Annotated in this window: 13 protein-coding genes; 6 read left to right on the top strand and 7 right to left on the bottom strand. The window is 47.4% G+C overall.

What is annotated here, in order from left to right; translation table 11 throughout:
* Positions 1-54: 54 nt before the first annotated feature.
* From ACKFKH_RS25250 to ACKFKH_RS25240, 3 genes are all read right to left on the bottom strand, one after another.
* Positions 55-1,695 (bottom strand): aldehyde dehydrogenase family protein, encoded by a 1,641-nt coding sequence (locus ACKFKH_RS25250; RefSeq protein ID WP_446861104.1) that lies wholly within the window; start codon positions 1,693-1,695, stop codon positions 55-57.
* Between the two features lie 271 nt (positions 1,696-1,966).
* A complete protein-coding gene (locus ACKFKH_RS25245) occupies positions 1,967-2,206 on the bottom strand; it encodes a DUF4351 domain-containing protein (RefSeq protein WP_446861103.1) in 240 nt (79 codons plus the stop codon).
* A gap of 23 nt (positions 2,207-2,229) precedes the next feature.
* Complete coding sequence (locus tag ACKFKH_RS25240) at positions 2,230-2,400, bottom strand: hypothetical protein (RefSeq protein WP_446861102.1); 171 nt, start codon at positions 2,398-2,400, stop codon at positions 2,230-2,232.
* Between the two features lie 292 nt (positions 2,401-2,692).
* On the opposite strand from ACKFKH_RS25240, the gene ACKFKH_RS25235 reads away from it, so the two are divergent.
* The 3 genes from ACKFKH_RS25235 (at position 2,693) to ACKFKH_RS25225 (ending at position 4,458) form a co-directional block, all read left to right on the top strand.
* Positions 2,693-2,905 (top strand): hypothetical protein, encoded by a 213-nt coding sequence (locus ACKFKH_RS25235; RefSeq protein WP_446861101.1) that lies wholly within the window; start codon positions 2,693-2,695, stop codon positions 2,903-2,905.
* A 17-nt stretch (positions 2,906-2,922) separates the two neighbouring features.
* Complete coding sequence (locus ACKFKH_RS25230) at positions 2,923-3,591, top strand: TPR end-of-group domain-containing protein (protein ID WP_446861100.1); 669 nt, start codon at positions 2,923-2,925, stop codon at positions 3,589-3,591.
* An 84-nt stretch (positions 3,592-3,675) separates the two neighbouring features.
* Positions 3,676-4,458 (top strand): Rpn family recombination-promoting nuclease/putative transposase, encoded by a 783-nt coding sequence (locus ACKFKH_RS25225; RefSeq protein ID WP_446861099.1) that lies wholly within the window; start codon positions 3,676-3,678, stop codon positions 4,456-4,458.
* 382 nt (positions 4,459-4,840) lie between these two features.
* Here ACKFKH_RS25225 and ACKFKH_RS25220 read toward each other — a convergent pair whose 3' ends face one another.
* Positions 4,841-5,809 (bottom strand): phosphodiester glycosidase family protein, encoded by a 969-nt coding sequence (locus ACKFKH_RS25220; RefSeq protein WP_446861098.1) that lies wholly within the window; start codon positions 5,807-5,809, stop codon positions 4,841-4,843.
* On the opposite strand from ACKFKH_RS25220, the gene ACKFKH_RS25215 reads away from it, so the two are divergent.
* Both ACKFKH_RS25215 and ACKFKH_RS25210 read left to right on the top strand, forming a co-directional pair.
* Positions 5,781-6,641: a pentapeptide repeat-containing protein gene (locus ACKFKH_RS25215; protein ID WP_446861097.1), complete on the top strand. Its 861-nt coding sequence runs from the start codon at positions 5,781-5,783 to the stop codon at positions 6,639-6,641. The genes ACKFKH_RS25220 and ACKFKH_RS25215 overlap by 29 nt on opposite strands.
* 6 nt (positions 6,642-6,647) lie before the next feature.
* Entirely contained in the window at positions 6,648-6,863 is a 216-nt protein-coding gene (locus ACKFKH_RS25210; protein ID WP_446861096.1) for a hypothetical protein, read from the top strand.
* A gap of 38 nt (positions 6,864-6,901) precedes the next feature.
* Here the strand turns inward: ACKFKH_RS25210 and ACKFKH_RS25205 are convergent, their stop codons facing one another.
* Positions 6,902-7,381, bottom strand: a complete 480-nt coding sequence (locus tag ACKFKH_RS25205) for an acyl-CoA thioesterase (RefSeq protein ID WP_446861095.1) — start codon at positions 7,379-7,381, stop codon at positions 6,902-6,904.
* Between the two features lie 129 nt (positions 7,382-7,510).
* Between ACKFKH_RS25205 and ACKFKH_RS25200 the strand changes: the two genes are divergently transcribed.
* Positions 7,511-8,356: a universal stress protein gene (locus ACKFKH_RS25200; protein WP_446861094.1), complete on the top strand. Its 846-nt coding sequence runs from the start codon at positions 7,511-7,513 to the stop codon at positions 8,354-8,356.
* Positions 8,357-8,668: 312 nt separating this feature from the next.
* On the opposite strand, the gene ACKFKH_RS25195 is transcribed toward ACKFKH_RS25200, so the two are convergent.
* Together ACKFKH_RS25195 and gshB are read right to left on the bottom strand one after the other, a co-directional pair.
* Complete coding sequence (locus tag ACKFKH_RS25195) at positions 8,669-10,852, bottom strand: CHASE2 domain-containing protein (RefSeq protein ID WP_446861093.1); 2,184 nt, start codon at positions 10,850-10,852, stop codon at positions 8,669-8,671.
* Between the two features lie 434 nt (positions 10,853-11,286).
* Complete coding sequence (gene gshB / locus ACKFKH_RS25190) at positions 11,287-12,261, bottom strand: glutathione synthase (protein ID WP_446861092.1); 975 nt, start codon at positions 12,259-12,261, stop codon at positions 11,287-11,289.
* Between the last annotated feature and the right edge of the window lie 267 nt (positions 12,262-12,528).

The following is a 12,528-nucleotide window of genomic DNA, read 5'->3' as shown; positions in this document are numbered from 1 at the left end:
TCTCGATCGGTCTTTTCTGCTTCCCTGATTCAACCCCCTTTGCCCGTTAAGCACTCATCCCCACAGTCCTAACCAGGCGACCTTAATAAACTGTCTCCAATTGGGCGCCGCCTGTAGGGTTGCAAAGGCTTGAGCGAGGGGCAATATTGTCTTGTGACCCGCAAACCAGCTAGGAGTCGGACGAATCCGAAAGGGGGCACGCAGCACTGATTTTTGGGGATGTTCGAACAGGTCAGTATTGTGAACGATGCCGCACCCTGACTGAATATTTTTGAGCGAATTGCCTGGAAAAGCGCCCCAGGTGAGCGAACTGAGGAAATAAATGATGCCCGTCCAAACGTTGATTCCGATCGCGCCATATTGCAGGTGAGCGATCGCATGTTCTAATTCCCTTGCACAGTGCTTTTGAGTGACAGAATCAATCAACACCATACAGGACAAGTTGCCCCAGATTTTTGTATTGGCAAACTCAACCGCTGCGCTTAAAAAGCTTTTAACCTCCGCCTCTTCTAACTGAACTTCTGCCACAATGCCACAAAACGCTTCTGTCGTCAGCGCATACTCGTCCACTTTTGAAATCACTGTCCACGGCACCGATCCAGCTACTTTTTCGCCCACAATTTCTGCCTGGGGATAGCGATCGAGAAACGCCTGATACCGTTCTTCTGCTCCTGGATAGTACGCCTGACGCGCCGGGATTTTTGCAAGTTCTTGTTTAAGTTGGGTGAGAAAGGCTTCACGCTGTGGCCAACTTTCTGACGTGACTAAGACCTGGGCAGCGGCACAGTTAAAACTGGCATTGTGTACCACCATCGAAGCGACGTGACGTGCTTGAAACGCCAGACCTGAGGCTGACCAGTCGCCAGGAACGACCAAAATCGGGGTGACACAGCCCAATTCTGACGTGATGGGCTTCTGGAGGGGTGTTTGTGAATTGCCCCAGACGATCGCATCATGCGTTTGAGCCGATCCTGTCATGTGAATGGTGTCAATTTGAGAATGCTGACAGAGATAGCGTCCCAAATCGGCCCCACCGTAAACGATCTGCACAAATCCATCGGCGATCAAAGGCTGTAGCGCTTGTTCTAAAATGGCTCCCATGTAGTCGTTGACTGGATTCATCTTGAGCAGTACGACTTGATCTTCAACAAAGAGTTTGTAGAGCGTATCCATTGGCGCGATCGAGGAGATGTTTCCAGCGCCCAACACAAGTGCAACTTTTCCATTCGCGGGCTTGTTGTGGTAGATGAGTCCTTGAGTGGCGGGTTTGCCAGGTTCGATCCAGATTTCGCCTCTAAAACCCAGCCACAGCAAGCGATCGACAAAGCTTCTTGGAAAGACTTGAGCGACGATCTGATCGTTCGATCGGGTGTGAATTTTTACCGAGCGAGGCTGCCCGTTTGCTTGAAGCGAGGTGATCAACTGGCGTATATTTAGCAACGTCGCTACGGCTCCAGCCATCCATTCTTCGCCTGCCAGTTGTGAAGTCGGATCAATCCCTTTCGCGATGCAAGCAGCGTTTGACCACTCTTCTGCGACAGCAATCACACTTTTGATACAGCGGTGTAAATATTCGATGCGTCTTGAAGTATCTGTCGTGATCCAGACTTGCTTACGATCGCTGAGTTGGTCGATCGCTCGATCTGCCTCGTGAGTTGAAGTTTCAAGAAAAGATAAGTTTGATTTATCCTGCATAAATTCATATCAGCACAGGTCTCCAATATCTTATTATCTTCACATTGATACCAAGCATTTGATCTTCATGCTGTGAGCTACACGGGCTGTCAAATAATAGTGCTGATGAGATTTATGACATTTATTTATGGCCTTTGTATTGAAGAAGATTTTGAAATTACATATAAATTAAGTTATTGGTTATCTAGACAACAAGATTAATAGCCTAATCAAACTAAATTGCTCACTGGTAGCTGAAGTACATCCAATGGAACGATCGCTTTCTATACAATCAGCCCATCTTATCTAGCCAAGCAGTGAGGTCAGCGATCGACGTAAAGTTGAGCAGAGCGATCGCCAGCGCTTCTAGTTGTTGAGTGGATAGGGTCAAGATGCGATCGCTGAGAGACTTGGGTAACTGCCCTACTTTCTGCTCTAACAGTAGAAAAATTAGTGATTGCCGCTCCTCTTGTCGGCCTTCTTGTTTTCCTCGATCGTAGCCAATTCGTTCAACACTCGTAATGTAGCGCATCTGACGTTCCTCCTCGTAGGCTTTTAGCTCCATCCAAAACCATCTTCTAGACGTTTGGGTAACACCAAGATCCAATCCAAAAAACTGAATAGGTTCACCACTTGCTCTTGATTATATCCCGCCTCATGAAGCTGCCGAATTAGCCGCATTTTCCAGACTTTGCGACTGAGGGTGTCCTTTTTAGTTTCCTGCATTTTTAAGTGCGCCCGCTATATGCAAAATAAAAAGCCACAGAGCAAGCAGAATAACTTACCTACACTCTTGTTGTCGATTTCGGCTACTCTTTACCTATTAATGATGGCGACGACGTTTGGGATTAGTTCGTATCTAATGCTTAATCCTAGAGGAGCTACACAAGCAAGCGTAAGAGATAATATTGAGAAATAGGTTGATCGCTCATACACCAGATTTTTCACTCAGTTCAATTTTGCAGTATTTCTAATAGGCATCTCTGTTTGGGTTTTAAGACAAAGCGTAATTAATAGTTTGCAAATTGAGCTAAGGAAACAATTCAAAGAAGAAGTTGAAGAAGAATTTAAGAAAGAACTCAAAAACTTAAAAGGGGAAATTGAGAACGATTTTGAAAAAGAGCTCGACAATCTGAGAAGCGCTCTAGTCGCTCAAACGCAGAAGGATGAAATCATTCAAGAAATTTCAGATTGTTTCCCATCAGCAAATTTATTTTTCAAGAATAAATAAAACCTGAAATTCAAGAAATGTTGAGAGAATTGATAGCTAAACTTCAATCTCTTAAAGCCGAAAATCCTCGATTGCGTTTGACGTTTCAGGATTATACAAAATGGGGAGATGGCTTGTTTTACCTAGCAAATTATCAAGTGCTATCAAAATATCAATCAATTAACGCTTGGTTCAGAAGAATTGGTTCGGCAAGCTATGTAGACGAAGACAAGGAGATTATTTCACAGTATGAAGAAGCAGTACTGAAATATGAACAAGCGCTTGAGATCAAAGAAACTTATTATGCTTATCTTGGTTTGGGAAATGCGCGAAGAATGGTAGGGGAATATAAGAAATCTATCGACTGCTACGATCGCGCCATTCAGCTTGAGCAACTTCCCTTCATAGCATTGGTCAATAAAGGTCTTGCATACAGAAGGTGGTACAACAATGAGCAAGAAGGAACTAGCAAAGGGATTGAGTGCTTTGAACAAGCAACATTAATCGCGCCTAATTATCCTACTTGGTACAATCAAGCCTGTTACTATGCTTTTCTAGGCAACTCTGAGGAAGCTGTAAGAAACCTGAATCAAGCAATAAATCTTGCTCCATCAAAAGCTAGGCAGCTAGCACGGAAGGATTCAGACTTTGAATTAATTAGGGAAAGGGAAGAATTCAAAAAATTACTTGAAGAGTTAACATCTTGAGTCGGAATATGACAGGGCCTAATCAAAATTTAGGTTCAGCTAAAAGCAATTTGGCGTTTTAGATCGTACAATCTCTTATTTTCTATGTACGATGATACCTGCCGATTTCTTGCCGAACACTTCTCCGCCGACTTCGCCAGTTGGCTGATGGGAGAAACGGTCATGATGACAGAACTCAAACCGTCAGAGCTTTCGCTCGACCCGATTCGAGCCGATGCCATGATTCTGCTTCAATCCGAGGACTCGATTCTTCACATTGAGTTCCAGACGTTGCCAAAGGAAGAAATTCCATTTCGGATGTTGGATTATCGGGTTCGAGGGAAGCGACGCTACAAAAACAAAACGATGCGGCAGGTGGTGATCTATCTGAAGCCGACCACCTCTCCACTTGTCTATGAAACAGCCTATGAGATGGAACGCACTCGTCACGAATTTGATGTGATTCGGCTGTGGGAGCAACCCACCTCAGTCTTTTTGCAATATCCGGGTCTACTGCCGTTTGCGGCACTGGGACAAACCGCAACTCCCGCAGAGACCTTACGCCAAGCGACTGAAATCGTGGATCAGATTGAAGACCCCGCAACACAGGCAAATCTGATGGCAGCCTCGGCAATTTTAGCTGGGTTAAGATTAGAGCAAGACGTGATTTACAGTTTAGTACGGAGGGACATTATGCAAGAATCTGTCATTTACCGCTCAATTCAGGAAGAAGCAGAGGCAAGAGCAGAAATCAGAAAGCAACGAGAAATTGCCACTAACTTCCTACGCAATGGTTTAGCGGTCGAGGTGGTTGCTCTTGGGACGGGGCTATCGATCGAAGAAGTACAACAACTTCAGCAGCAACTTAATGGCCCCGCACAAAGCTGAAGTCGATCGCTGTACTGAGAGTTGATCGTAACAAACGGCATAATCGGGTCGAGAAGGGCGTTTAACCCGTCCCTCCCACACCACCCATTATGCAGGTTCGCAATGGGCGGTTCATGAAGACGCGCAAACAAGACACTGATAACCTAAGCATAACCCTGTACTTTCATCCAGAGTTGGCGAATTGATAACAATCCCTGCTGTTCCAACCACTCATTCGTCATTCCCGTTTGCGTTGCTAAGGTCTTGCTTCCTGAAAGTACTGCTGCAAAATTCGCTTCCAGGGCGAGTCTTGATCAGTGCCAGATTTAGCTACCACAATTGTAATTACGCATAGACAGAAAAAGGAAAGTCTGCGGAAGTCTCATCTTACAGAATTTTGACCTCACAACGAACGATCGGGAAGCGCATAAAAGCCCAATTGATTGGCAACGGGACGTTCTCGCATTGGCACTTTGGTATGAATCGGAGCATTGAGAACTTTGGCACCTAATCGCGTCCCCATGACCAGCGTCGTTGATCCGCCCCCGTCCAGATTTAAGGCTCGATCGACTCCCAACTGTTGCACAAATTTAGCTAGTTCTGCGATCGTCATGCCTTCACTATAAAGACGCTGTTTGCCATCGACCAAAATCACCCAAAGCTTTTGACCCGTGCGATCGATTGCGACCACCACACGCGGATAAGGTTTGTCTTGCGGATCATTGAGATTTTGGGCAAGCTGCCCATTTTCAACCAATAACTGATTGCCCGCAACGGCTTGTATTGTTCCTGTTGGACAAAAGCCACCTTTGATAATCTGGGCCCGATTGTCTGCCGCAAAACAGATCACATCCCACGCTGCGTCACCTGGCGAATAGGCATTGCCATTAGAAATCACCTGCCCCAAACTTTCAACCCGATCGCCGACCTGTGGAAAATAATCCCACGGAGTTTCTTCATAAAAGGGATAGAAAAAGTTTGCATTGATGGCCAACTGTAAATTGAATTGAGTCACAAATTGCGAAACCGTTCGAGCAGTTGTTTCGGGTGTTTTCTCCACCGCAGGCGTAACAAAAACGCCAATTCCTGGTGCAGTTAAATCAATCTCAGCGAGATGAATCACCATCGGACGAGGCAGCGATCGCACTTCACGCCGATAGACAATTCCTGGAAAGAGCGATCGCTGTTCATTCACTTGAGGCGGACGTGAGAAATAAGAAACGTTAAACCAGATCAGGGGAACCAGCAAACAGATCACACCGATGACCCCCCAAATCTTTTTGAGATAATAGTGAAACGCTTGCACAGACAACCACAATAACAGCAGTCCTACATTAACCTCTATGCCGGATTCTTCACCCCAGCGAGCCAATCGCAACCTGCAAAATCGCTCGTTCAAATTTCAAAATCTAAATGGAGCCGACTTTCACAACTCAGATATTCGCGGCTGCGATTTTAGCAATGCTCAACTAGTAGGGGCAAATTTTGTGGGCGTTAGAGCGGGTCTGTCTCCAATCAAATTAATATTGGGGGGAGCGATCGCGGCTTGCATAATGCTGCTGGTTGGCAATGTCGTAGCTCGATTGGCGTTTGGCTCTTTAGGTCAGATTCCGAATAGTCGAGCCTGGTCTTATGTTGTATTTTTGCATGGGTTTTTGGGTGTGGCAGGGGTGGTTTCTGTGTGCGGTGCAAGCTGGCGAAAATCTTTAAAGGTCGATCGCTTCATCAGACTGTCCGAGTGTCTATCCGCTACCCTCACCGGCGGACTGATTGGCTTTTTTTATGCTGGAAGTTTGACAGACAATAATGCTAAATTGGCAACAATTGGCGGGATCGTCACTGCTATTTTGAGCCTTTTGATCTGCCGATTCGTGCGTCGGGTTGAAATGAGAATTGCGATCGCGACCGCAGGCTTTATCAACACGTATGGAGCTGCTTTTCTGCTCAGTGCCACTGCCAGCACTTTTCTCAGCACTCGTCACGTTGCCTGGGGAATCTTCTTTACGGTGACATCTTTACTGTATATTTGGCTGACGTTGATCTCGCTCAAACAGGTCATCTGGCTGGTAAAACTAGCGGCTGGCACCTCTTTTAAAAACGCCAATTTGACTCATGCTTTGTTTGACAAATCGCTACCCCACACAGACTTTTCAGGAGCGATCGACGATTTCAGGGAAGATAAATCCACCACCCAAGACCCGTAAATTCATATGAACTTGATTCTTATAGCGGCGGCGATCGCGATTTCGGTTCTCGTATTTACCTGGCTGATTAAAGTTGTCAAAGCAACGGTGACGACGGCTCTGGTGATTGCAGCGATCGTCCTGATTCTGCAATTTGTCTTTGGCATCGGAGCCGAAAAAATTCTCGAACAAGTAATCCAGCTAATTCAATATCTTTGGCAAACTGTTTTTGGTAAAGGATGAACGGAGACGCTTAAAAAGCCCATTCACCCTTCAGCGGCTTACCTCACTTTCTCTAGTGCATCCTTCATCACGGGGGGCAACTGGCGCATGACCTTGCCCTTCTCCAAATCAACCGTGACCAGCGTGACCTGCGCGGTCGAATACAGAATAGTCTCATCGGGCGACCGCACCTCATGTTCCAGATTTAACCGCACCCCCTTCATCTCAGCCATGCGAGTTTTGATCACGGCTTCCGTCCCCATGCTGATCGGCAGATGATAGCGAATGGATAACTCTACGACAGGCATATTGCAGCCCACTGCCACCAGATCGGCAAACTCAACGCCAATCGATCGCAGCCATTCGATTCGAGCTTCTTCGAGCCAGGTGATATAAGTGCCATGCCAAACGCTGCCTACATAGTCAGTTTGGTGAGGGTAGGCCTTGACGGGATACTCAAACCACTCCGTTGAGGCTGCGAGTAGCTGAGGTTGAATAATGTTGGTCGTTGGTAGCTGAGGTTGTTCTGATACGTTCATAACCCATCCTAGAGATCACTTTATGTTAAGCCTCGTAACCTTTCACTGTTAACCATTGCAACGTTTTGGCAACAAAGGTACAGCGTCTAAGGCACGATCGTAATCACGATTAAAAGACGAGGCAATTCGATGATAGAAAAGATTTTGTTAGCCGACTCCGGAACCGGACAATCTGAGGAAATGCTCAAGGCGCTTTTAGAGATCCCTTTTATCCAACGGGCGTTTGTCACGGTTTTACACGTCGTTCCGCCTCAAGTGTCCGCCGATGCGATGACTGAAAAATGGGAAGAAGGCGGCAAAACGCTGGCAAAGGCGATTCAGTCGTTGAATCTTGATCCCAATCATGCAGCGGCAATGTTGCGTCAGGGTGATCCCAAAGATGTCGTGTGCAAAGTTGCCGAAGAAATCAACGCTGACCTGATCATCATGGGATCGCGCGGCTTGAAGCGTCTGGTGTCGATTTTAGAAAATTCTGTTAGCCAGTATGTGTTTCAGCTATCCGATCGCCCGATGCTGCTGGTCAAAGACGATATTTTTGTGCGTAAGATTAATCGCGTCATGGTGGCGATCGATCAGTCAGAGTCCGCTAAAGAATGTCTACAACTGGCGCTCTCTCTGCTGCGTGACATCAAAGGGGGACAGTTGATTCTGGTTCATGTAGACTCCAATCCCAAGTCTGCCGACAAAGCAGGTGCCGAAGCCGAAAAAGATCCCTCGTTCTCCTTTGCGATCGCCGAAGCCAAAAAACTGGGCGTTGCTTATCGGTGTCTAGTTTCGGGTGGCAACCGTGGAGAAACCATCTGTCGCCTGGCCGAAGAGACGAAAACTGACCTGTTGATCTTGGGTTCGCCCGATCGCCGTCCCTCGATCGCCAAAGGACTGCCGGATCTCGATCGCTTGTTGGGCAAATCGCTATCAGATTATGTGCGAGTGTATGCCAATTGCCCTGTGTTGTTGACCCGCACGACGGGCTAGACGGTTAGAAAGAGATCAATTTTGCGAGGAGGGATGAGGGAGAAAAAAATTAACTTAGTCTCTCTTTCAGCATCTCTCCTCGCAGTTTGACAGACTGATGGATTGAGTGAATTTTGCACTGCGAATCTTGTCTAAAAGTCCCCAAATGGAGAGGTTGAGACGCGAAAGATTTAGAGAACAAAGCGGAAAAACTTTACCGAACCGACGTAATCCTAAATTGGAATTCTTATCTAAAATGCTCCTAGAATCAAGGGGTTGGGGAGCAAAAGCGCTCAATAACAAAGCTAAGAAATTTCTCGAATTGATGCTAATTCAAAAAGCGCCAGGTGCAACCCTAAACTGATTTTTCCCGCTCTCTTTTGCTTGATACATCGCATCATCCGCCTGCTGAATCAGAGCCTCTATCTCTTCGCCATTGTTTGGGTAAACGCTAATTCCAACGCTAGTCGTAACAGAAATTGTATGACCTGAAATTGCAAACGATTGCGCCAATGTAGAAAGAATTTTTTCGGCGACTTTCTCCACATCTGACGCATCTGGAATCGCTGGGAGAATAATCACAAACTCATCACCGCCCAATCGAGCTACCGTGTCACTGGTGCGTAGACATCCATTCAATCTTTTGGCAACCGCTTGTAATAAGATGTCTCCAACTCCATGCCCCAACGTATCATTGATCTGCTTAAAACCATCCAAATCTAAAAACAATAAGGCAATCATTTGTTCGTTGGTTTTTGCCCAAGTGAGACACTGGTTAAGTCGCTCATAGAAGAGATTTCGATTAGGCAGACCTGTTAGCGCATCATGATTGGCTAGATAGCTCAAACGATCCTGCGAAACCCTGAGTTCGGCGTTCGATCGCGACAGTTCTGCGGTCGTTCTTCGTAGTTCTTCTTCGATCGTTTTGCGCTGAGTAATATCGCGGATCACCCCGACAAGAAACAAATTTCCGGCAGCGTCTTTGTGCAGCGATCGCTTTGTAGCAATTTGATGAGTGGTGCCGTCCAGACTGGTAAATTCTTCTTCGTGTTCTAACTCATGCTCATATCTAAAAACGAGATCATCTTGTTGCCAAAAAACATCTGCTTCGTGTGTGGGAAATAGGTCATAATCTGACTTTTCTACTAACTCGTTGATTGGCTTTCCTAAAAATCTGGAAAAAGCTTCATTTAATACAATCCAACGGTGGTTTTTATCCTTAACAAAGATCGGGTCAGGAATGGTATTAATGATGCGATGTAAAAATTCTTTAGACCGCTTCAGTTCTACTTCTGAGTGAGCAATGTGGCTGATAATCACGATCGCAGAACTTGCCAGCGCCAACAGCGGCGGCACGACGGGCACAATCCAACCCGCCAAAAATCCCCCATAGCCCATGAGCATGAGCGCCAAACTGCCCAGCCCGATCGCCAGTCCCGATCGCCGAGGAGATCGCAGCCGCCAGCTTAATCTGGTGCCCACAACTGCCCAAACCCAGATCCACAGCCATTCAACGGGTTCTAGCCAGACTTTGAGCAGTGGGCGATCGTCCAGGGTCGTGCTGAGAATTTGGCTGATAAAATTAGCTTGCAGTTCGACTCCAGCCATGAGTTTTGGCACCCCTGTCCAACTGCTGCTGTAGGGCGTTGCTGAAAAATCTTTGACGCTAGTGGCAGTCGAACCGATGAGGACAATGCGATCGCGCAAAATCTCCGGTGAAGCTCGCCCCTCCATCAAATCTCGAATCGAAACCGTCTTAAAAAACCCGGACGGGCCGCGATAGTTTGCCAAAATTTGATACGCACCTGCATCCGCCCGCACATACACCCCATCATTGGACTCAAACTGCGGAAAAACAGCGCGACCAAGCCGCAAATAGCGAGGGTTGGCAGGAGACGCTTCTTCCTGGATGCCCTTTTGTTTGAGGTAGATCAACGCCAACTTCAGAGAAAAACTTTGACGAATTTGAGTGTCTACCTGCCAATAGAGCAGAGTTCGTCGAATCTTGCGATCGGCATCATACACCACATTGTTAAAGCCCACCTGACCCAATTTGCTCAAGACAGGCGGCGGCGCGACCCCAGATCCTTCTCGATCCTTGAGTTGCTCAATACCAATCAGATTGGGAATCTCTTCATAGGCTTTGATCAACTGCTCATAACCCGTCCCCACTGGGAGATCTCGATAAAAATCAAGCCCGATCGCCCGTGGTTGGGCTGCTTGTATCTTTCGCAACAACTCTGCCAGCGCCCAATCTGGAATCGGAAACCCCAGTCGCTGTAGGTCGGCTTCATTTGCGCCAATAATCACAATGCGCTCGTCGATCGGCTCCAGCGGTCGAAAGCGAAAAAACTGATCCAGCGTAGACAACTCCCACGATTGCAGCAGCCCCGTCAACCGAATCACCAGCACGCAGGTTGCGACCCCAGACGCTGTGATCCACCCTCGTCGCCTCTTCCAGACAGAGGTGACAAGCTTTGTCCAGATATGCTTCTGCCGTCTGATCGACTGCATCATGATCCGCCACTAAAAAAGCGTTGAAACTCCTGCTAAGAAAAGCAAACCTTTTTGATCGAATCCGTAGGATTATCGTGTCTACTTCTACTCAAAGCTTTAAAGAAGCGGTCAGTTCACAATTTGTCGAGCAAACCGCGTAGGCAGGCATTAAGTCAACAAACTTAGCATTTGACCGCCATTTCTTCATCACTGCTTTGCCTGAACTGACCACCCAGTAGGTTAGTTTCTATTCAGGAGAGCTACAGAGCTTCCTACAAAGGGCAGGCAGTACAAGGGGGCTTGTCGCTGTCTGTTCCTTTCTAAAGTATCTAAAACGAGGGTTGCGCTGAGAGTCAGTCTGGTGGCGGCTATATGCAATTTGCACACCAAATTTTGCTCACTTGTCTCAGTTCGGAGCATTCTAGCATATGGGTTTGAGCGTGCCCAGGGCTGATCTACTGCTTGCTTCTAGTGTTTTCAGTGACCCAACGAATGACCTCAAAGCCAAGTTGAGCGCTGTTGAGCCGATCGACTTCTCGAATCCCGGTTGGGCTGGTGACATTCACCTCAGTCAGGTAGCCGCCAATGATGTCAATTCCGACAAAAATCAAGCCGTCTCGCTGGAGCGTTGGGGCTAACTGAGTACAAATTTGATATTCGCGATCGGTGATCTCTACCTGAGCGACGCGCCCCCCAACCGCCATGTTGCCTCGAAAATCGCTGCCTGTCGGAATCCGATTAACCGCCCCGATCGGCTCCCCGTTTAATAGAATGATCCGCTTGTCGCCCTCTTTGGCTTGAGGCAGATAAGTCTGCACCATGACCGGAAGCTTGCCCTGTAGCGTACTGATTTCAACGATCGAGTTAAAGTTGCGATCGTCGGGTTGCAAAAACAGAATGCCTTCTCCCGCTTTGCCTCCCAGCGGTTTGAGAACGGCGGCTCCCTGTTGCTCTAAAAACTTGCGAATCACCTGTTTGTCTTGACTGACGATCGTTTCTGGAATCGCGTCGGTAAATTGCAGCGCATACATTTTCTCGTTGGCAGCTCGGATGCCATCAGGCGAATTGAGCACCAGAGTTTTACTCGGATCGACATAATCAAGAATGTAAGTCGCGTACAAATAAGCCGTATCCACAGGAGGATCAATCCGCATAAAGACGGCATCCATCTCTTCGAGAAGACAGAAGATCGGCGCTTCTAGCGTGAACCAGGACGCGATCGCCACCCAGCGACCCTCGACCAGTTTGACGGGGGTGAGATGCACTTGCGCTAACTGTCCCCAGGCTCTGCCTCCGATGACACTCAGCCGATTTGCTTGAGTCACCCAAACTTCATGTCCTAGTTGCTGGGCCGCTTCCATTAAGGCAACGCTGGTGTCATGAGTCGGGTCGAGATGGTCAATTGGGTCGATGATAAAGGCGAGTTTCACGGGGAATGTCCTGGTTGGTAAGGTCTGAGGGTGGGACGGGTGAATTTTGAGTCGTTTCTAAAAAGCGTGAATTCGATAAAAGGCTTTGCTGCAATGGCCCATTCGAGAACATCCTCTAAACCCCCCAAATGGAATTTGAGCCAGAACGCTTGCTTGAAAGTCCGCCAGAATTGGGGAAGGCAGACTATTGGACACCAAAGCGAGAAAACTTTATCGAACTTCTGAGAAACCGTATGGTTCTTTCGCCAATCCAAAGTCTTGCTCTAA

It is taken from the genome of Phormidesmis sp. 146-20 (genome assembly GCF_052939475.1).
This window is presented reverse-complemented; position numbering and strand designations above follow the sequence as displayed.